Annotated in this window: 13 protein-coding genes and 3 pseudogenes; 10 read left to right on the top strand and 6 right to left on the bottom strand. The window is 71.2% G+C overall.

Annotation, left to right across the window (positions count from 1 at the left end):
• Nucleotides 1–61: 61 nt before the first annotated feature.
• Nucleotides 62–730: pseudogene (locus STRTU_RS10250) on the top strand (TIGR03620 family F420-dependent LLM class oxidoreductase); the annotation flags it as partial.
• 68 nt (nt 731–798) lie between these two features.
• Here STRTU_RS10250 and STRTU_RS10245 read toward each other — a convergent pair.
• Entirely contained in the window at nt 799–1,656 is an 858-nt protein-coding gene (locus tag STRTU_RS10245; protein WP_371873579.1) for a COG4705 family protein, read from the bottom strand.
• Nucleotides 1,657–1,921: 265 nt separating this feature from the next.
• Between STRTU_RS10245 and STRTU_RS10240 the strand changes: the two genes are divergently transcribed.
• Nucleotides 1,922–3,580 (top strand): N,N-dimethylformamidase beta subunit family domain-containing protein, encoded by a 1,659-nt coding sequence (locus STRTU_RS10240; RefSeq protein WP_246240333.1) that lies wholly within the window; start codon nt 1,922–1,924, stop codon nt 3,578–3,580.
• A 142-nt stretch (nt 3,581–3,722) separates the two neighbouring features.
• Nucleotides 3,723–5,348: an alpha/beta fold hydrolase gene (locus tag STRTU_RS10235; protein ID WP_159746814.1), complete on the top strand. Its 1,626-nt coding sequence runs from the start codon at nt 3,723–3,725 to the stop codon at nt 5,346–5,348.
• 68 nt (nt 5,349–5,416) lie between these two features.
• Here STRTU_RS10235 and STRTU_RS10230 read toward each other — a convergent pair.
• From STRTU_RS10230 to STRTU_RS10220, 3 genes and pseudogenes are all read right to left on the bottom strand, one after another.
• Nucleotides 5,417–5,769, bottom strand: a pseudogene (locus tag STRTU_RS10230) (aldo/keto reductase); the annotation flags it as partial.
• 17 nt (nt 5,770–5,786) lie between these two features.
• Complete coding sequence (locus tag STRTU_RS10225) at nt 5,787–6,110, bottom strand: DUF397 domain-containing protein (RefSeq protein WP_159743256.1); 324 nt, start codon at nt 6,108–6,110, stop codon at nt 5,787–5,789.
• Nucleotides 6,107–6,931, bottom strand: a complete 825-nt coding sequence (locus tag STRTU_RS10220; protein ID WP_159743255.1) for a helix-turn-helix domain-containing protein — start codon at nt 6,929–6,931, stop codon at nt 6,107–6,109. The genes STRTU_RS10225 and STRTU_RS10220 overlap by 4 nt, the downstream gene beginning before the upstream one ends.
• A gap of 112 nt (nt 6,932–7,043) precedes the next feature.
• Here STRTU_RS10220 and STRTU_RS10215 point away from each other — a divergent pair, with 112 nt between their 5' ends.
• Nucleotides 7,044–7,472, top strand: coding sequence for an ATP-binding protein (locus tag STRTU_RS10215; protein WP_159743254.1), 429 nt, complete (start codon nt 7,044–7,046; stop codon nt 7,470–7,472).
• Between the two features lie 97 nt (nt 7,473–7,569).
• Here STRTU_RS10215 and STRTU_RS10210 read toward each other — a convergent pair whose 3' ends face one another.
• Nucleotides 7,570–8,709 carry a GDSL-type esterase/lipase family protein gene (locus tag STRTU_RS10210; protein ID WP_159743253.1) on the bottom strand — a complete coding sequence of 380 codons (1,140 nt, stop codon included), beginning with the start codon at nt 8,707–8,709 and terminating at the stop codon, nt 7,570–7,572.
• Nucleotides 8,710–9,085: 376 nt separating this feature from the next.
• On the opposite strand from STRTU_RS10210, the gene STRTU_RS10205 reads away from it, so the two are divergent.
• The 6 genes and pseudogenes from STRTU_RS10205 to STRTU_RS10180 all read left to right on the top strand — a co-directional run.
• Nucleotides 9,086–11,194, top strand: a complete 2,109-nt coding sequence (locus STRTU_RS10205) for a phosphocholine-specific phospholipase C (RefSeq protein WP_159743252.1) — start codon at nt 9,086–9,088, stop codon at nt 11,192–11,194.
• Between the two features lie 245 nt (nt 11,195–11,439).
• Nucleotides 11,440–13,767, top strand: coding sequence for an MMPL family transporter (locus STRTU_RS10200; RefSeq protein WP_159743251.1), 2,328 nt, complete (start codon nt 11,440–11,442; stop codon nt 13,765–13,767).
• 148 nt (nt 13,768–13,915) lie between these two features.
• Complete coding sequence (locus STRTU_RS10195; RefSeq protein WP_159743250.1) at nt 13,916–14,551, top strand: hypothetical protein; 636 nt, start codon at nt 13,916–13,918, stop codon at nt 14,549–14,551.
• Nucleotides 14,552–14,791: 240 nt separating this feature from the next.
• Entirely contained in the window at nt 14,792–17,479 is a 2,688-nt protein-coding gene (locus STRTU_RS10190) for a type 1 periplasmic-binding domain-containing protein (protein WP_246240328.1), read from the top strand.
• 207 nt (nt 17,480–17,686) lie between these two features.
• Nucleotides 17,687–17,890 (top strand): hypothetical protein, encoded by a 204-nt coding sequence (locus tag STRTU_RS10185; RefSeq protein WP_159743249.1) that lies wholly within the window; start codon nt 17,687–17,689, stop codon nt 17,888–17,890.
• Nucleotides 17,891–17,896: 6 nt separating this feature from the next.
• Nucleotides 17,897–20,161, top strand: a pseudogene (locus STRTU_RS10180) (helix-turn-helix transcriptional regulator); the annotation flags it as partial.
• On the opposite strand, the gene STRTU_RS10175 reads toward STRTU_RS10180, so the two are convergent.
• Nucleotides 20,158–20,349, bottom strand: coding sequence for a DUF6191 domain-containing protein (locus tag STRTU_RS10175; protein WP_159743248.1), 192 nt, complete (start codon nt 20,347–20,349; stop codon nt 20,158–20,160). The pseudogene STRTU_RS10180 and the gene STRTU_RS10175 overlap by 4 nt on opposite strands.

Here is a 20,349-nt window from a genome sequence, read left to right as displayed (position 1 = left end):
TCCTTTCGAGAGTGACTTCTCGGGAGGGCGGCCGCTTCGTCGTACGGCCCACCTCTGGGTCCGGGACGCGGACGCCATGAACGCCGCCGCGCAGGCGCTGGCCGAGGCGTATGACGGACGGTTTCTGCTCGGCCTGGGGGCCAGTCACGCCCCGCTCGTCGGCGCGCGTGGCCACACGTACGCCAAGCCGCTCACGGCCGTGCGGGAGTATCTCGACGCGATGGACGCGGCGCCGTATCCGGGGCCGGTGGCCGAGCCGCCGCCCGCCCGGGTGCTGGCGGCGCTCGGTCCGAAGATGCTGGAGCTGGCGCGGGACCGGGCGGCCGGTGCGCATCCGTACTTCGTCACGCCGGAACACACCGCCCGCGCCCGGGAGATCCTCGGCACCGGACCGCTGCTCGCCCCCGAACAGGCCGTCCTGCTGGAGACCGACCCGGCAAAGGCCCGCGCCGTGGCCCGGGAGCATCACACCGGCTTCTACCTTCAGCTGCCGAACTACACCGGCAATCTGCGCCGACTCGGCTTCGGGGGCGAGGACTTCGCCGACGGCGGCAGCGACCGGCTGGTGGACGCGATCGTGGCGTGGGGGGACGTGGACGCCATCCGGCGGCGGGGCGCCGAGCATCACGAGGCCGGGGCGGACCATGTCGCGGTCCAGCCGATCGCGCCGGACCGCGGCCTCGGGCTGGGGCAACTGCGGGAGCTGGCACCGGCGTTGCTCGGGTCCTGACGGGCCGACGGGTTGGAGGGGCGGCGGATGGCAGGGACCTTGCGTGCCGCCGCCCCTCCAACCCGCCTTCAGGAGGCGGTGCCCGTCGCCTGCCGCTCGGCCGGGGTGTCCTTATGGCTGATCGCCAGGTAGGCCACGAGGAGCACGATGGGCACGATGAGCGCCAGGGTGACCGGCCCCGTTCCCCACCCGAGGCCGCCGCGGGAGGTGGAGACGCCCATCCAGTCGGCGAAGGAGGCCCCGAGCGGGCGGGTCAGCACGTACGCCCACCAGAAGGCGGCGACGGCGTTGAGGCCGAGGAAGCGTCCGGACAGTGCGGGCACCGCGATCAGTGCGGCGAACAGGATGCCGGAGGGGAGGTACCCCCAGCGCAGGGTGCCCGCCGTGAGGTCGCCCACCGCGGTGCCGAGGGCGAAGGTGGCGAGCACGGTCGCCCAGTAGAACGCCTCGCGGCGGCGGGTGCGGATGCTGTGGATCGAGAGCGTTCCCTCGGACACGTACCAGGCCGTCAGGATCGCGGCCAGCCCGGCCGAGAAGGCGAGGACCGAGACCGTGTACGGGACGCCGGCGATGACGTGGACGACATCGGCGGCCATGGTGCCGAAGACGCTGACCATGACGATGGCTGACCAGTAGATCCAGGGCCGGTAGCGGGTGGTCCGGAACTGGAGGATGAGCAGGGCCACCAGCCCGGCGAGTCCCAGGCTGCCGGCCGGTATCGGGCCGAGCGTCCGGCCGAGGTAGTCCGAGGCTGTCTCACCCATGCCGGTGGTGAGCACCTTCACCCCCCAGAACACGGCCGTGACCTGCGGCACCTTGCTCCAGCCCGGCCCGTGTCCGGCGTTGGGCACGGGGGTGCCGGACCGCCCCTCGCCCACGCCCACGGGTCGTGCCGGTGCCTCGCTGTTCGGCTGTGCCATGGTCATGTCCGCCCTCCCGGCGCGGTGCGCCGTGTCCGCGACCTGCTCGATCCCGGGCATCGTTCAGCCGCTCACGCGTGCCCGGTGAGCGGCGCCCAGCTTTCGTCTACACGACTGTAGACGGTCGGGTGAGGTGCGCTGCGCCCGCCCTCGGGTCCGTGGCGCCGGGGCCGCCGTACCCGCATTCGGGCCCACTGAGGTCGTCCGGTGGCGCGGAGCGCCGGAGGATCGTCCTGACAGCTCGGCGGAGGGTGCGTACGGGAGCAGTGAAATGGGCGAGGACCCACGGAATGACGACCGGCCCGACAGCGGCGCCGCGGAACACGGCTGGGAACCCGCCGGGGCGGGCGGCTCAGGTGGTCTGGACCGCAGACGGTTCCTCGGGGCCGCCGCCGTAGGGGCCGCCGGTCTCGCCGTGGGAGGGGCCGCCGGCTGTGGCTCCACGTCAGGAGGGGGACCAGGCGGCCCCACGGGTGGCGACGAGCCGGATCTGGCCGCGGAGCGGGACCGGCCGGGACACCCCGACTGGCGGATCCGCTCGGCCGGTCCGCCCGATGCGGTCCAGGGCTACACCGACAAGGTGAGCGTCCTGCCCGGCGAGGAGTTCGGACTGTACGTCTCGACCACAGCACCCGGCTTCCGTGTCGCGGCCTACCGGGTGGGCTGGTACCGCGGGGCCCAGGCCCGGCGGGTCTGGCACTCGGACCGGGTCGCCGGACGGCGCCAGCGCCACCCGAGGCCGCTGCCCGGGACCCGCAGCGTACGAGCGGACTGGGAGCGCACCCTCCGTGTACGCACCGACGGTTGGCCGCCGGGTGCCTATCTGCTCCGGCTGGACGCGGAGCACGGGCACCAGCGGTACGTCCCGATGGTCGTCCGCTCGGCCCGCACCACCGGCCGGACGGTGCTGATGCACGCGGTGGCCACCTGGCAGGCGTACAACGCATGGGGCGGCTACAGCCTCTACCGGGGCGCGGACGGCGGGTACGGCACGCGCTCGCTGGCCGTCAGCTTCGACCGGCCCTACGACACCAACGGCGCCGGGAAGTTCCTGGTCTACGAGCGCGCACTGGTGGTCCTCGCGGAACGGCTCGGCCTCCCGCTGGCCTACACCACCGGGGTGGACGTCCACCGCGACCCGTCGGCGCTGCGGGGCGCCACGGCGGCGCTCTCGCTCGGCCACGACGAGTACTGGACCCCACAGCAGCGGGAGCACGTCACCCGGGCCCGCGACGCGGGCACCAATCTGGCCTTCCTCGGGGCCAACGCCTGCTTCCGCCGGGTCAGGCTGGAACCAGGTCCGGGGCCGGGGCCGGGACCCGGTCCGGGACCGGGTGCGTCCGGTGCTCTGCGCACGGTGGTCTGCTACAAAACCGCCTACCGGGACGATCCGCACTTCGCCGGTCCACACCGGGCCCTGCCGACCCACGACTTCCGCCAACCGCCCGCCGCCGACCCGGAGTCGGCCCTCACCGGCGTCTTCTATGAGGGCTACCCGACGGATGCGCCCTACGTCGTGCACGGCGCGGACCACTGGCTCTTCGCCGGGACGGGCGCGAAGCGGGGCGATGCCTTCGACCACCTGGTCGGGGTGGAGTACGACCGGGTGACCCCACAGGCGCCCACGCCGGAGCGGCTGGAGATCGTCGCCCACTCACCGCTGGTCTGCAACGGCCGGCGCAGCCACGCGGACTCCGCCTACTACACCGTACCGAGCGGTGCCGGAGTCTTTTCCTCCGGAACGATGCGCTGGGTCGAGGCCCTGATGGCCGGAACGCCCGAGGACGGCCGTGACCACGGCATGGACGACCGGACGCGAGCCTTCGTCACCCGCACGACCGAGAACCTGCTCCGCGCCTTCGCCGTGGCGCCCGCGGCGAAGATCCGGCCGGCCCCGCGGAACAACGTCGCTGCTGTGTACGGGGCTTAGGGTACTTGCCGGCTGGGTGGTGGAGTTGGCCCTACCGAGATTGGGGGGACAGCCGTAGTGAGCACCAGCGCCGGCGCTTCTAGCGTCTGACGGTGTGAACAAAGCGAAGAAACTTCCCTTTGGGTATGCGCCGGCCGGAGCCGTGCGCGACCGCGGTGGCCGCGGCCTCGGCCCGGCCCTGCGCCGCGCCTCGGCAGCGGGCGTCGCCCTCGCCGCCTGCCTCACCGCTACCCCCGCCGTGGCCACGGCTGCCGCGCGCTCCGCCGCGGACGGCGACGGTACGGCGACGACCACCGGACGCGACACCGCAGCCGGGTCCGGACTCGACCGCTACTACCGGCAGCGCCTCGCCTGGGGGACCTGCGTCAAGGGCCCCGACGACACGATGGGCCATGACCTGGAGAAGGCCGGGGTGCAGTGCGCGGACGTGACCGTGCCGCTGGATTACACCGCCCCCGGGGGCCGGACGATCACCGTCGCGATATCCCGGCTCAAGGCCACCGACACCCGCCACCGCATCGGCTCGATACTCCTCAACAACGGTGGCCCCGGCGGCACCGCCCTCGACTCCCCGCCGCACATCCGCAAGGCGATGAAGGAGGTCGGCCCGCGGTACGACATCATCGGCTTCGACCCGCGCTTCGTCGGACGCAGCACCCCGCTGGACTGCGGCTGGTCCGTCGGTACCAGCATCCTCGCGGCCGGTCTCAGCCGCGCGAGCTTCGAGCGGCAGGTCACCTTCCAGAAGGGCCTGGCCGACAAGTGCCGGGCCACCAACGCGTCGTTGCTGCCGCACATCAGTACCCGCAACACGGCCCGCGACATGGACGTTATCCGCGGTGCGCTCGGCGAGCGGAAGATCTCCTACCTGGGTTACTCGTACGGCACCTACTTGGGCACGGTGTACACCCAGATGTTCCCCGGCCGTTTCGACCGGACGGTGCTCGACGGGGCGCTCGCCCCGGACGACTACGGCCCCCGGCTGCTCCGGGGCGCCGAGCCCGAGAACGAGCGGGCGCTCTCCGACTGGGCCGCTTGGGCAGCGCGCCGCAACGGCACCTACGGTCTCGGCCGCACCCGCGCCGAAGTCCTCGCCACGGTCCGCAGCGTCGTGGCGGCGTCCGCGCGCGGCCCGCTGACGGTCGGCACCGCCCCCGAGGTCTTCCGGCTCGACGACACCCAGGTGCCGTCCTTGCTCATCGGCGGGATCGCGGACGACGGCGACGCGCAGCGGGCCGCCCTCGGCGAGCAGTTGTCCGTACTGGCCAAGGCCGCGGACGGGCGGCCGACCCGACTGTCCCCGCAGTTCGCCAAGGCGCTGCGGACCATGCTGACCGGCGAAGATGCGCAGTCCGCCATGGTGCAGTCCGCGATCATCTGCGGGGACAAGCCGGCCCCGCGCGACCCCGAGCGCTACTGGCGGGACATCGAGCGCAGCCGCGCCGGGCATGCGCTCTTCGGCCCGCTGACCAACAACATCGGACCGTGCGCCTTCTGGGACCGGCCGCGCGAAGAGCCCACCCGGGTACACCGCGATGCCCCGGCGCTGATCGTGGCCGCGACCGGCGATCCGCGCACCACGTACAAGAGCAGTCTCGCCCTGCACGGTCTGCTGCCGAGCTCCAAGCTGATCACCCTCAAGGGCGCCAACCGGCACGCGCTCTACGGCGAATACGGCAACGCCTGCGTGGACGGCAAGGTCAACCGGTACCTGGCCACCGGCAAGCTACCGAAAGGTGACCAGACCTGCGTCAAGCGGGCCGGCTAGCACTGAACCGGGAAGCGGCCGGGCCCGCCTGCCGATGCCAGCTCGCGGCAGGTCGACAGCGATGCGGTCCGTACCGAGGCGTGGCACGCCTTGCGCACCCACGCGGAGGAGGTGTCGACCGCCTTCACCCGCCCGGTGGCGGCGTCGTGCCGCAGCCCGAACTTGGTCGCGATGACCAGCCCGTCCCGCTGCGCGCGCGCGTACGGCCGCGCAGCCAGCGCCCGAGGAACTCCTCATTGGCGCCCCGCCCGTACGCGTCCGCGGTATCGAGCAGGGTGACGCCGAGTTCCGTGGCGCGGTCGAGGGTACGGACTGACTCGGCGTCGTCCGGGACGCCGTACGAGGTCGACATCCCCATACAGCCGAGACCGAGCGCGGAGACGGCCGGGCCGCCGTGGGTACCGAGCTGACGCTGCTTCATGGTCGCTTCGGCGTCGCTCAGTTGGCGACGTCGGCCAGGAAGGCGGACCAGGCGGCGGCGCTGGTGGTGAGTATCGGGCCGCCCGGGTCCTTGGAGTCGCGGATGTGGATGGCGTGGGGGCAGGTGGCCATCTCCAGGCAGTCGCCGCCCTCGTCGCTGCTGTAGCTGGACTTCTGCCAGTCGTAGGCGACCTCTACGCAGTTGCCGCCCGCGCTGGCACTGTGGCTCGACTTGCGCCAGTCGTAGGCGACTTCGATGCAGTCGCCGCCCGCGCTGCCGCTGTAGCTGGACTTGAACCAGCTAAGACCGCGAGAGATGTGCTGGGCTGCTGTGCTGGTCATGACTCTCCTAGCAAGTCGTCCAGCAGGCTCTTCGTCTCCTCAGGGGTGAGGGCCTGCGATCGCAGCATCCCATATACCTGTTGATACATGCTGACCTGATCTGGATCGTCGACCAGGAAGCTGATCCGTTGCGCTTCGATGTAGGCGAGATGTTCGTGATCGGGTGTCTCCAGCAGGACCAGCGGGCCATCCAGGGAGGCATGGGTGCGTCGGGCCGTCGGCATGACCTGAAGCCCCAAGAAGGGGAGGTCAGCGCACGAACGGAGATGGCGAAGCTGGGCGCGCAGGAGTTCCGGCCCGCCGATCGGCCGGTGAAGCACCACCTCTTCTACGATGAAGTTGAGCATGGGCAGCGGCTTCTTGCGCTCCAGCAGCTTCTGCCGGCTGATGCGTCCCGAGACCCACTCCTCGGCCTGGTCCTCGTCCAGCGGTGGATAGAGGGAGTCGATGGTGGCTTGTGCGTACGGCTCGGTCTGCAACAGCCCCGGTACCACCTGGTTCTGGTACGACAGCAGCGTCAGCGCCTTCTCCTCGTGCTCCACCAGGTCCTGTACGAACGCGGGCAGCTTTTCCCGTTCCGGGACCTTGGCTACCGCGACGGCCAACACGCCCTTGGTGTCGAGCAGTTCGTCCAGGGTTTCGGCGAGGTCTAGCTTCAGTGGCCGGCGGCCCTGTTCAATCGAGCCGATGGTGTCCTCGTGGAGGCCGACCCGCTCGGCCAGTGCGGGCTGGGTGATGCGGGCGGCCTTGCGGAAGTGACTCAGCTGGGCGCCGATGACATGCCAAGAAGTGATCTTTTTGGGCTTGTTCGTCTGTTGCATGCGATCTGCTTTCCCCTCCCTGTGACGGCATGACACAGCCAGAAGTCGTACAGCCGATCTGTACGACCTGACACTGTGGTTCATCATAGTTGCGCACTGTGACAGTGGCGCCATGCAAAAGGAGACCGAGACACTCTGCGCCCGTAGCGTGCGCTACCGGCGCGAACGCCGATCCGTGCCGCTGGCCAGGGAGTTCGCCCGTACCGTGCTCGCCGAATGGGACCTGGAACGCCGGGCGGACGACATTCTGCTGTGTGTCAGTGAGCTGGCCACCAACGCCCTGCTGCACGGAGTTCCGCCCGGCCGTGAGTACCGGCTGCACCTGTCGCTGGGCGAGGGCGGACTGCTGCGCGTCGAGGTGCACGACAGCGGGGACGGGGAACCGCGGGTTCCGGTGCGGGACGCCGCGGCCGAAGAGGAGTGCGGGCGGGGGCTGTTGCTCGTCTCCGCGCTGGCGGACAAGTGGGGGGTGGGGGAGCGCAATCCCGGCAAGATCGTGTGGTGTGAGTGGTGGCCGGAGTACGGGAGCGGTCCGCGGTAGCCGGGCGCGGGCGGGCGCCGCGGGTCAGGGGCGGCCCAACGAAGAACCTGCTTACGTTCGGGCTCCGCACCTGGTGCGGGTGCGGAGCCCCGGTCACTCAGCGGAACGGGCCGTCGTCGGCGAAGGCGTGGGCGGCGAAGCGTTTGCCCATCCGGCGGTATGCGGCGGCGGTGGGGTGCAGGCCGTCGGCAAGGTCATCCACCTCGTCCGGGCCGAGCAGCTCGCGTCCGTCAAGGTAGTGCAGGTGGGAATCGCGTGCTCGCCGGGCCGCCACGATGCGGGCCAGTTCATCCCGGACCACCTTCAGCGACAACGCCCCACTGGCCACATCGGCCGGGTCGCCGAGGGCGGTGATTTTCCCGTCCGGACCTATCGCGGTCGGGCCGGGAGTCGCGTCGAGTGCCGGACAGCTCACCGGGGACATCAGCAGCAGCGGGGTGTCCGGGTGACCGTCCCGGATCGTGTCCAGGAATCCGTGCACCGCCGGACCGAAGGTCCGCAGTCGGAAGGTAGCCAGGCCCACGATGTTGATGCCTATCTTGAGGCTGATCAGGTCGGCGGGCATGTCGCGGATCGTCCGGGCGACATAGGGGTCCAGCATGTCGTTGCCCGCCTGGCTGAGGTTGATCACCTCCACTCCTCCGAGCGAAGCCGCCACCACCGGCCAGGTGCCGGTCGGGCCGTCGGCTTCGAGGCAGTGGCTGATGGAACTGCCGTGGTGCACCCAGCGGCGCCGGCCGTCCGGCAGCGGTGCCAGCACCTCGCCGTCAGCGCGTAGTGCCACCAGTTCCGTGGGGGTCTGCTGCGGCAGCCACAGCTCGACGTTCTTCATGCCACTCGGCAGCCCGGCGAACCGTACGGTCCCCGGCTCCCCCGGGACCAGCCGCTGCGCGGTCCCGGGGCCCGCCATCCGCATCACGTTGCCCATCGGTGCTTGTTGGCGCCCGGCGTGGGCACCGTCCACCAGCAGTTCCAGCATCCCGGTCGGGCGAGGTTGGGGGTCGTTGTCGAGCTGCCCTGTGGAGGTGAGTACCTCGAACTCCAGCTCACGCGCATCGGTGCGGAACACCAGCCGCACCCCGGAAGGCATCACCGTCACCCCGTGGACCGACGGGTCCCGGTACTGCTCCTTGGTCCATGCGGGCAACCGGCGGGGCATCACCCCCGACTGTGTCCTCTCCAAGTCCAGCGCACCCCGCAACTCCACCGGCCCGCCCACCAGCGGAAATGCCCGCATCGCCACCGTCACTGCCCCCCAACGCTCTCAGCTCCGGATGCGTGTACGCACCCGCGAGTTCTCCCACCGTCACCCTGACGCACAAGCACTTCGTGCCACTCGAACTTCCCTGGCACGAGCGGGCTTGCTCGCCAGCCTTCCATGACAACGATCAGCCTTCACCGGCACAGGACACTTCGCAACCGCCTGTGGACAGACCGCCGTGGGCCAACGGCCGGTGGATGGACGGCCTGTGGACAAACACCGAGTTGTCATGTGGCTACCTATCGCCGGTCACCGGAGCCGACTAGCGTCCCGGTCGCACCATCGCAATGGGCGGGCCTCAGACCTTTGAACGGTCTGTGGCCGCCGTGGACTGGCAACAGGGAGGTCGGGCGTGGCACCGGAGGTATCTCGGAGACGCGTACTGGGAGTGAGCGCGGCAGCGGCCGGCGCGGCGATGGCCGGGTCGCTGCTGCCGCCGTCGCTTCAGCAGGCGCTGGCGGACGACGCGGCGCGGCCGGCGCGGGACGGCGGGCTCAGGGACATCAGGCATGTCGTCGTGCTGATGCAGGAGAACCGTTCCTTCGACCACTACTTCGGGATGCTGCGCGGGGTGCGCGGCTACGCCGACCGCAATGCGATCGAGCTGCCCGGCGGCCGGAGCGTCTACGAGCAGCCGGGGCTGCCGGGCGCCGGGACCGTGCTGCCTTTCTCGGTGCGTGAGGCGGCCGCCGCGCAGAAGAAGGACCTGCAGTACATCGGCGCGCTGGACCACGGCTGGGACGGCGGGTCCCGGGCGTGGAACGGCGGCTGGATGAACAACTGGGTCACCGCCAAGACCGCGGCCACCATGGCGCATTACGACCGGCAGGACGTCCCGCTGCACTACGAGCTCGCGGACACCTTCACCGTCTGCGACGCCTACCACTCCTCGATCCACTCCTCCACCAGCCCCAACCGCAACCATCTGGTGAGCGGCTGGACGGGGTACGAGCCCAACGGGAAGCGGGCGGTGGGCAACGACGCCTATGAGGAGGACACCCACACCGGCTACACGTGGCCCACCTACGCCGAGCGGCTGGAGAAGGCGGGCCGCAGCTGGCGCGTCTACCAGGAGTGGGACAACTTCACCGACAACAACCTGGAGTTCTACGCGAGCTTCAAGGCGGTCGCGAAGAAGGCCCTGGCCAAGGTGGACGGGGTGCAGAACATGACCGCCTTCTACACGAAGGTGGGGGGTGCCGACGAGGCCGGGCGCGAGCGGCTGCAGGGGCTCCTGGAGGAGGGCGTCAAGGGGCTGAGCCGCGCGGAGCGAAGCCTGTTCGAGCGGGCGCTGCGGCGCGGTGAGCCGGACACCACGGCGACCGCGTTCGCCGCGGACGTGGCGAGCGGGAAGCTTCCCGAGGTCTCGTACATCGTGCCGTCCGCCGCGGACTCCGAGCACCCCGGCTCGTCCTCACCGGTCGAGAGCGCCACCATCGTCTACAAGGTGCTCGACGCCCTCGGCAGGAACCCGGACGTCTGGCGGCACACCGCGCTCTTCCTGACCTACGACGAGAACGACGGGTTCTTCGACCATGTGCCGCCCCCGGTGCCGCCCGCCGGGACCGACGGGGAATTCTGGGACGGCCGGCCCGTCGGCCTGGGCATCCGGGTGCCGATGATCGTCATCTCGCCCTGGACGGTCGGCGGTTATGCCTGCTCGCAGGTCTTCGACCACACCTCGATCGTCCGCTTCCTGGAGCGCTGGACGGGGATCGAGGAGCCCAACATCAGCGCCTGGCGGCGCACCGTCTGCGGCGATCTGACCGCCGCGTTCGACTTCTCCCGTGGGCGCAGACAGCCGTCGGTCCGGCAGCCCGGCGCGATCCCGGAGTTCAGCGGGCGCTGGGCGCCGCGGCCGCCGGCCCGGCAGGCGCTGCCGCAGCAGGAGCGCGGCAGCCGGCCGGCCAGGGCGCTGCCGTACCAGCCGGACGCCGACGGCGGGTTCGACCCGGGCGCCTCGGTCTTCCGGCTGGCCGTCCGCAACGCTGGTAAGGCATCCGTCCACCTGGCGCTCTATCCGTACGCGAAGGAATTCGAGGCGCCGCAGCACCGGGACGTACGGGGGAAGGGGGAGTGGGATGTGCCGGTAAAGGACGGTTCGTACCGCTTCACGGTGACCGGGCCGAACGGCTTCCGGCGGGAATTCGCCGGTACCGGGCAGGGTGCGGCCGCGGCCGTCACGATCGGCACGCGGATCGACGCCGAACGGCAGGAACTCCATCTGACCGTCACCAACCACGGCCGCACCGCGCTGACCTTCACCCTCGCCCCGCTGGCCTATGAGGACACCACGCCGCGCACGGTGAAGGTGAAGGCGGGCGGCAGCCGCACCGTCGCGCATCCCGCGGCGGCCGCGCACGGCTGGTACGACCTCGGCCTGACGGTCGCCGAGGACCGGTCCTTCCACCGCCGGCTGATGGGGCATGTGGAGAACGGCAAGGAGTCGGTCACCGGCTGAGACGCGGTGTACGGGGCGGGGCCCGGAGGAGGCGGGGACGAGTTCCCTATTCCCGTCTCTTTGTGGGGAAGTCCACAAACAGGTCAAAGGATCTTTTCCGCCTGACACTCTGCACAGGAGAGGTGGACCGGACGCTTCCGCTTGTGCGCGGGCGACGGCCCGCCCCGCCCCCGTACATCCGCGCTCGGCACCGCCCGCCCCCGGGAGATATCGACGCACAACGACCCGGGAAGCAGACGAGGTCCGTGACCGCTCTGGCTCGGTGGTGTCTCCGGCGCCGCATCGTGGTGATCCTGCTCTGGCTCGCCGCCTTCGCGGGTGTGGCCGTCGCCGCGGGGATGACGGGTGCCGCGTACTCGAACAACTACGAGGTCCCCGGGACCGAATCCGGGCAGGCGAGCGCCCGGATGACCAAGGCATTCCCGGACCGCTCCGGGGACGGCGACACGATCGTGTGGCATACGGACTCCGGGACCGTGCGCTCCGGTGCCGTCGAGAAGACCATGCGGCACACCCTGGAGAAGGTCGCCGGGCTGCCCGGCGTCTCCGACGTGCAGGGGCCCTACGGTGCACACGGCACACACGGCACACACGGCACACACGGCAAGCAGGGCAAAAGCGGTAAGCACGGTGACGGTGGCTCCGAGGGCTCCGACGGCTCCGGCGCGCGGCAGATCAGCAAGGACGGGCGCACCGCTTATGCGTCCGTGATCTTCGACCGGCCCACGGATGACCTGGATGTCGCCCAGGTGCGGAAGGTCGTCGACACCGCGCAGCGCGCGTCCGGCCACGGCCTCCAGGTCGAGCTGGGCGGCGCCGGTATCGCGCTGACCGAGGCACCGCGTGCCCAACTGGCGGAAATCATCGGGCTGGGCGCCGCGGCCGTGGTGCTCTTCCTCGCCTTCGGATCGCTCGCCGCGACCTTCCTGCCGATCATCACCGCACTCGCCGCCGTCGGTACCGCCTCGGCCGGAATCACCTTGCTCAGCCATGCCATGACCGTCGCCGACTTCGCCCCGATGCTCGGCATGCTGATCGGCCTCGGCGTCGGCATCGACTATGCGCTCTTCATCGTCACCCGGCACCGCAAGGGCCTCCGGGAGGGCCTGCCGGTCCATGAGGCCGCCACGCGGGCCGTCGCGGTATCCGGGCGCGCGGTCGTCTTCGCCGGTGCCACGGTCTGTATCGCGCTGCTGGGCATGCTGATCCTGCGGCTGAGCTTCCTCAACGGCGTCGCCCTCGCCGCCTCGCTCACCGTCGTGCTGACCGTGGCCGCCGCCGTGACCCTGTTGCCGGCGCTGCTCGGGTTGATCGGCATACGGGCGCTGAGCCGTCGCGAGCGCCGCCGGCTGGCCGAGCACGGGCCGCGGCCCGAGCGGCCCACCGGGATCGCCGCCCGCTGGTCCGGCTTCGTGGAGCGGCATCCGAAACTGCTGGGCACCGTCGCCGCGGCCGTCATGCTCGTCCTGGCACTGCCGACCTTCGGTCTCCATCTGGGCACTTCCGACCAGGGAAACAACCCGGCCACGTCGACCACCCGCAAGGCGTACGACCTGCTCGCGGGCGACGGGCCCGGCGCCCGTCACGGGAGCGGTTTCGGCCCCGGCTTCAACGGGCCGCTGACGCTCGTCGGCACCCTGGACGGCTCTCAGGACCGGCTCGCGTTCTCCGAACTGCCGCAGCGGCTGCGGGACACACCCGGCGTCGCCCAGGTGAGCAGTCCATCGTTCGACGGCAACCACAGCACCGGCATGATCACCGTCGTCCCCACCAGCTCACCGCAGTCCCGGCAGACCTCCGACCTGGTGGAACGGCTGCGGACGGAGGTGCTTCCGGAGGCCGGGGCCGGGGGAACGGTCGCGCCGCAGGTACAGGTCGGCGGGATCACCGCCAGCTACGACGACTTCGCGTCCGTCATCGTCGGCAAGCTGCCGCTCTTCATCGGCGTCGTGATCGCCCTGGGATCGGTCCTGCTGCTGCTGGCCTTCCGCAGTATCGGCATCCCGCTCAAGGCGGCACTGATGAACATCGCGGCCGTGGCCTCGTCCTTCGGGATCGTGGTCGCGGTCTTCCAGTGGGGGTGGGGCAGCGAACTGCTGGGCCTGGGCAGCGCCGGACCGGTCGAACCCTTCCTGCCGGTCATCATGGTCTCGGTGCTCTTCGGGCTGTCCATGGACTACCAGGTATTCCTGGTGTCCCGGATGTACGAGGAGTGGCAGCTGACGCACAACAACCGCCGGGCGGTACGGGTCGGCCTCGCCGAGACCAGCCGCGTGATCAACTCGGCGGCGGTCATCATGATCGCGGTGTTCGGGGCGTTCATCCTCAGCGGCGACCGGATCATCGCGATGTTCGGCATCGGCCTGGCCGGCGCCGTCGCCCTGGACGCCTTCGTGCTCCGTACGCTGCTGGTGCCCGCCCTGATGCACCTGCTGGGCGGCGCCAACTGGTGGCTGCCCTCCTGGCTGGACCGGTGGCTGCCCCGGATCAGCATCGAGCCGCCGCCGGAGCAGCCGGGCGGGGTGCGGCTGCCCGGCCCCCAGGAGGGCGAGAAACCGATAGTGCGGGTGTAAATCCATGCTCCCGGGCCCCGGATTGCCGTCGTCATGGGGCTCGGTCCGCCCGGTGTCCGGCCCCCGCGGCCGGTGTGTCGCCGCCCGCCGCCCGTGTGCCGCCGCCGCTCTCATCCGACTCTCAGACGGGGCGCCTACGGTCGCGCCCATGGGTACCAGGACGACCGAGAAGAAGACCGACGACGAGAAGACCGTGCCGGCGCAGACCGCCACGGACACCGCCGCGATCCCGGAGGCCACCGAGGCCGAGGCGACCGGCAAGGCCGCCGCCAAGGCGGATGAGCAGGCCGACGAGAACGCCGCCCTCGCCGCGCAGGACGAGGCCAGTGACCTCGGCGTGGACGACGGCGCCGACGAGCCGGACACCGCCCCCGCACCGGCCTCCGCCGGGATCGCCGAGGGTGCCGGTGCCGTCGTCGCCGCGGGGCTCGGCCTCGCGTCCCTCTCCGGCACCTGGCTCGGCACGGTGATGGCCGAGCGGGCCAACCTGATGGGCCAGATCAAGCTCCAGTCGGGCAAGGCCAGCGACCAGATCGCCGCCGTCTACGGCGCCTCCTGGCACACCAACGCCCTGATCAACGGCGCCTTCGCACTGCTCGCCGTGATCGCCGCCGCCGTGGTGGTGCTGCTCCGCCCGCGTGCCACGTGGGTGCGCGCGGTCGCCTGGGGCGGACTGGTGCTGGGCGTGCTGGGGATCCTGATCTCCGCGGGGATGTACCTCGACCTCTTCGGCAGCATGCCGACCGTGCCCAAGGCCCCGGCGGGCGGACCCGCCGCACCATAAGAACCGAAACCACCATCCGCTGAAGACCCACCGGTCCGCCCGGTGGGTCTTTGCCGTCGTCGGGGGAGCGGCGGTCCGGCGGGGCCGGACGGGGACCGGACCGGTGCCGGACCGGACCGAACGACAGCGGCCACCCCGCGGCACACCAGAATCCGAAAGTGGATTGAGCCCGCAAGGTCACTCTTCTAACATGGGTAACTACCCTGAGTAGATCATTAGTTGGCCGTTAAAGGTCACTATGTGGCCGACGAGGTGAGATCCACGAACAATTCCGTCGAACCTTCCTCCTTCCCTGACGATGCCGGAGCGGACTACTTCATCCGTGAGTACCGCACCGCCGTGAACCCCGCCCGGCGTGACCTCCTGGAGAACAAGCCCCCGCTGCTCCTCCTCAGTACGTCGGCGGAATCCCCGGAGTCCCATACCCACCGGGTCCTGGAAGCGCTGCGCTGGGCACTCGGACCCGAGTACAAGCGCGTTCCGCACACGGTGCTGTACGCCGAGGGCGACGTGCCCCTGCTCACCGTCCAGGCGGGCACGGGCCTCGAATTCGACATCCCCCGGCGCTCGACCCCTGACCGCTTCCCCAACTTCTGGCTGATGGCGGATGTCGTCGCCCAGATACAGGAGAGCCGTCCGGGCGGCGGCCCGGGGGCGCGGAAGTTACGCGACCACGTCTACCGCCAGCGGGCCGAACGGGGCGGCCTCCCCGGCCTGTTGTGGCACATGGGCGGCACGGACACCGCGCCCATCGGCGGGGCGTACGGCTTCTTCGTCGGGCTCGTCTGGCACTCCCTCACCCGGACCCTGCCCCGCTGGATCTGGGCCCGTCGGCAGAACCGCCGGCTCGTCAGGTCCAAGCGGAGCGGCTGGCTCGGCAAACACCTCAACGCGACCGCCGGCGGGGCGCCGGTGTTCGAACTCCTCGACCAGGTAGGGGCCCGCCAGGCGCCCCGGCTGAGTCTGGAGCCCAGCCATCCGCGCCACAAGGAGGGCCTCGCCGCCCTCGAACTCCTGCTGATGCGCGCCCTGCTGGAGGATCTGCGCAAACCCGCCGTCGGACGGCTGCTGCCCAAGCGCCGCCGCAGGGTGGCCCGCCCCGTGCTGCTGGTGGAGATTCCGCCGGAGGGCGCCCCGGGAGCCGACGCGGCGGAGCGGTTCCTGCGCGCGTTCCACACCCTGCACACCGGCCTGGACGGGCCCGGCCCGCTCGTCATCGCGGTCGGCCGTCCCTCCGGCTCCCTGCAGGCCGATCTGGGCGTGGAACGCACCAACCTCCGCCGGGCGAGCAGCCTGCTCCACTCCAGCAACCCGCGGCCGGTCGTGGTGCCCCTGGAGGACGAGCCCTTCGAGCGCCCCGGACTGCAGATTCCCCCGGTGCAGCCGCGGAAGTTCACGATGGGCTGGCGCGCCGTCACCGCCGTCGAACTGACCGCGCTGGCCGCGGTCCTGGTGGGCGGCGCCACCGTCCCCAGCTTCTGGGAGAGGACGCCGGACACCCACTGTGTCGGAGGGGACCACCCGGTCGCGGCCGGCAGCCAGACCAAGAGGGTCGAGGTCAAGCCGAAGGAGTGGTATCAGGCGGCGCGGAACCGTATCGACAAGCAGAACAAGGACGCGGAGAAGTACGCCAAGGACCGCGCGGTGCGCACTGTCGTGCTCTTCGAATCGACGCCTCCTACGAGTGCCGAGGACACCATCTTCGACGGGGCCATCCCCGAACTGCGCGGGGTCGCCATGTGGCAGCAGCGGCTGATCGAGGACGCGGCTTCGGACGCCTCCCGGGTACCGCTGCGGGTGGAAGTGCGGCAGGCCGGTGCGGGCTTCCGCGAAGCCGTCCGCGCCGTGCGTAGCCTCATCCGGGACGTCAAGCAGGAGAACTCCGAAGAGGCGTACGAGCAGATCGTCGGCGTCCTGGGCTTCGCGCAGAGCACGAAGGAGACCCAGGAGGCCGTGAAGGAACTGGGCGGCATCGGCATGCCGATGGTCGGCACCACCGCGACGGCGGACGAGATGCAACAAAGCGATTCCTTCTGGCCCTTCACACCGGCCAACAGCACGGAAGCAGGCATCGAGGCCGCCTTCGCCACCCATTCCCCCCTCGTGGCGAAGCCGGGGAAGACGGACCCGCACGCACCGGTGGAATGCGTTCCTGCCGGACACGCGGTGATCGTACGGACCCCCGACGACCTATACAGCGAGAGCCTCGCCGAGAGGTTCCAGCAGGCATTCACGGGGGGTGAGACGGTCATCAGCTTTCGCCAGGACTCACAGCCCTTCGCCACGCAAGCGGGTACGCAGAAGGCGACCACGGCCGACCAGCTCGTCGGCCAGGTGTGCCAGGCCCTGAAGGCCGAACCGGACACCGCCGTCTACTGGACCGCACGGGCGAAGGACTTCACGGCCTTCGTCAGAGCCATGGACACCAACGGGACCTGCATCGAGAACGATCTCACCGTGCTCGGCGGCAATGAGCTGACGAATGTGGCGCTCACCGGCCAGTACGCCGACAAGGACTGGCTCCGGCTGTACCACTCCGCGCACCGCCTCCCCGAGGGGGACAGCCGCGCCAGCGCGAAGACCAAGAACTTCGTGCGCCAGTACAACGGGCAGTATCCGCAGGACCCCTGGCGGCAGGACGGGCACTCGGCGGTGTCCTACGACGCCTTCCACGTCCTGTCCAGGGCCGTGGACAATGCGGGCAGCACCGTGCGGCGGGAATCCGTGCTGACCGCCCTGAGAAACAACATCACCTTCGACGGTGCCACCGGGTTCGTCAGCTACTCCGAGTTCAGCAGCGGCCCCCCGAAGCGGAAGACCCTGGTGATCCTCCGGCAGTCGGCCGGCGAGCCCGAGGCGGTGGTCGCCTGCGGTGACTACCGTCAGAACGCCGGGAAGAAGGAACAGGATCCGGCGTGCCGCCCCTGAGCATCACCGCAGCCGCTCTCCGGGGTCCCTACGGCCCCGGACCCCGTCCCTAGGCACCCGTCCGTCCGTCGGGCGCCCCGCCCTAAGGACCGTAAGGACGCGAAGATCGGGAACTCTCCCGATGTGGCCGACCCCCCTGGGAGACGAGGCTGGAGCCACTCGACACACGGTCGGGGCACCACCTCACCACCATCAGGGGGAGACGCCATGTTCCACTCCGAGCTGGAGATCCGGGTCCGTCACGAAGAGCTGCGCCGCGAGGCCGCCCGGCAGCGGCTGGTGAGCGAGGCGTCGGAGGTCCCGAGCGCCGAGCGCGCCGCCGCTGCCCGCTCCGCGGCGGACGACCCCGAAGGGCAGGTGCGTACGCGGGGCCGGTGGGCGCGGGCACGCCGTGCCACCGCTGGACCGTGAGGTCCTGCGCTGCCCGAGGACGCCCAGCGGGTGGTGCGCACGGCCGCCGAGGGCGGCTCCACCGTCGAACACGAACTCCTCGCCGCCGTCTGCCGGATGCCCGAGGACGACCTCATCGAGGCGCTGCGGGCGGCCGTCGGCAGCAACACACTCGTGCCCACCCAGGACGGCACGGGCTACCGCTTCCGGCACGCCCTCGCCCGTGAGGCGGTCGTCGACGATCTGCTCCCCGGGGAGCGCACCCGCCTCAACCGCCGCTACGCCGAGGCCCTGGAGGCCAACCCCTCCCTGGTCCGCACCGAGGTCTGCGCCGCCCGTCTGGCCAGCTACTGGTACAAGGCCCACGACGCCGCCAAGGCCCTCCCCGCCGTCCTCGCCGCCTCCGTCCAGGCCCGCCGCCGCCATGCCTACGCCGAGCAACTGCGCCTGCTGGACCGCGCCCTGGAGTTGTGGGATGACGCCCCGACGGAGGTCCGCCAGGGGGTGCGCCCGGTCGACTACGCCGAGGCGTACCCGGCCTGCGGCTGCCACGGTGGCGACGCCCTGCGCTTCCTCGACCTGCTCGCAGAGATCGCGGTGGCCGCCCGGCTGTCCGGTGACATCGAACGGGCCTTCATGATCACCAAGCGCGCCCTGCGCTCGCTGCGCCAGGAGAACGACCCCCTGCGCACGGCCTGGTTCCTGGTGCAGCGCTCCCGGCTCTGCCAGGCCACCGGCCGCGGCAACGGCTGGGAGGATCTGGGCACCGCCCAGGAGCTGGTGCGCGGGCTGCCGCCGTCCTCCGTACACGCCCAGGTGCTGGCCGCCGTCGCCAGCTGGGAGATCCTGCACGAACCGGGGCCGGACACCTTCGCGACGGCCGAACGCGCCGTGGAACTCGCCCAGTCGGTCGGCGACGAGGAGGCCGAGCTCAACTCCCGGGTGACCCTGGCAGGGCTGCGGGTCGACTCCGGCGAGGTGGACGAGGGCCTCGCCGACTTCCGTACGAGCCTGGAGCGCGCCGTCGACCGCGGCTACTTCGCCATCGTCGGCCGCGGCCAGATCAACTACTCCTCCGCGCTGGAAGGCGTCGGCCGCTCCCGCGAAGCCGTCGAGGCCACCGAGCGGGGCATCGAACTCACCACCCGCTACGGCCTCAAGGACAGCACCAGCTGGGTGCTGGGCAATCGCGCCGAATCCCTCCAGTCGCTGGGCCGCTGGGAGGAGGCGGGCCGGGCCGCCGCCGAGGCCGGCCGCCTCGGGCAGAACCCCCGGGCATGCGCGCTGGCCGCCAGCCGCCGCACCGATCTCGCGCTGGACCAAGGAGACCTCGCCGAGGCCGAGCGTGAACTGGCCGTCGCCCAGGAGTACTACGGGACCCACGACCCCCAGCCGCAGAGCTCCCTCGTCATGACGCGGCACGCGCTGCGCATCGCCGCCCGCCAGGGCCGCGTCCTGGACGCCCGCAGCATCCTCCAGCAGGCTCTGGACGCCGGCTTCCCGCCCGGCACCCAGCGCTATGTCTGGCCGCTCCTGTGGGCGGCCACCACCGTCGAAGCCGATGCCCGAGGGCTGCCCGCCGCCGAGCCCGGCCGGGCCGCGATCCTCGCCCGTATACGGGACGCGGCCAAGCGGCTGCCCCGGCTCTGCCCGGTCTGGTCGGCGTACGGCCTCGCGGTCGACGCCGAACTCCGCCGTGCCGAGGGCCGCGAGACTCCCGACGCCTGGGCCGGGGCGGTCGCCGCCTTCGAGCCCCTGGAGCGGCCGCATGAACTCGCCCGTGCCTGCTACCGCTGGGCCGAATCACTCCTCCACGGCAGCGAGCGGGCCACCGCCGGACTGCACGGCCGCACCCCGCGCGAGGCCGCCGTCCTCCTGATCGGCCAGGCACACACCGCCGCCGTGACGATGGGCGCCCGCCCGCTCGCCGGAGAACTCGAACTCCTCGCCCAGCGGGCCCGTATCCCCCTGCCGGGCCTGATACCGGCCACCACGGCCGGGACAGCCACCGACAAGGGCCGCACTGCCGAGGCGCCCGCACCCTCCGGCGCCGCCCCCGCCGAGTCCCTCGGCCTGACCCCGCGCGAACGGGACGTGCTGCGGCTGGTCGCCGACGGCCGCAGCAACCGCCAGATAGCCGACGCCCTGTTCATCTCCCCGAAGACGGCCAGCGTCCATGTCTCCAACATCCTCGCCAAGCTGGGCGTCTCCGGCCGCGGCGAAGCGGGCGCGGTGGCCCACCGCCTGCGCCTCTTCGGGGAGCCGACACCCGGCCAGGCCCCGTCGGCCTAGGCTTCGCCCGCGTCCTGGTCCCGCTGCCGCGGCGCCGCCCTGACGACGACGGTGCCCGAGGAGAGGTCGATCGGGCCCTTCCCAGGGTCGCCGTCGCCCACGTCATCGACGACGAGCGACAACTTCTGCCGCTCCTCGTCGGTGTGTTTGCGCCCCGGTGCAAACAGTTCTTCCGCGATGTTGAACAT

It is taken from the genome of Streptomyces tubercidicus (assembly GCF_027497495.1).
GTDB lineage: Bacteria > Actinomycetota > Actinomycetes > Streptomycetales > Streptomycetaceae > Streptomyces > Streptomyces tubercidicus.
This window is presented reverse-complemented; position numbering and strand designations above follow the sequence as displayed.

Coding starts and splice junctions, on each gene's coding strand:
- STRTU_RS10215 (WP_159743254.1), top strand. CDS start 7,044: ATGCAAAAGGAGACCGAGACACTCTGCGCCCGTAGCGTGCGCTACCGG.
- STRTU_RS10245 (WP_371873579.1), bottom strand. CDS start 1,656: ATGACCATGGCACAGCCGAACAGCGAGGCACCGGCACGACCCGTGGGC.
- STRTU_RS10220 (WP_159743255.1), bottom strand. CDS start 6,931: ATGCAACAGACGAACAAGCCCAAAAAGATCACTTCTTGGCATGTCATC.
- STRTU_RS10185 (WP_159743249.1), top strand. CDS start 17,687: ATGTTCCACTCCGAGCTGGAGATCCGGGTCCGTCACGAAGAGCTGCGC.
- STRTU_RS10175 (WP_159743248.1), bottom strand. CDS start 20,349: ATGTTCAACATCGCGGAAGAACTGTTTGCACCGGGGCGCAAACACACC.
- STRTU_RS10240 (WP_246240333.1), top strand. CDS start 1,922: ATGGGCGAGGACCCACGGAATGACGACCGGCCCGACAGCGGCGCCGCG.
- STRTU_RS10195 (WP_159743250.1), top strand. CDS start 13,916: ATGGGTACCAGGACGACCGAGAAGAAGACCGACGACGAGAAGACCGTG.
- STRTU_RS10225 (WP_159743256.1), bottom strand. CDS start 6,110: ATGACCAGCACAGCAGCCCAGCACATCTCTCGCGGTCTTAGCTGGTTC.
- STRTU_RS10210 (WP_159743253.1), bottom strand. CDS start 8,709: ATGCGGGCATTTCCGCTGGTGGGCGGGCCGGTGGAGTTGCGGGGTGCG.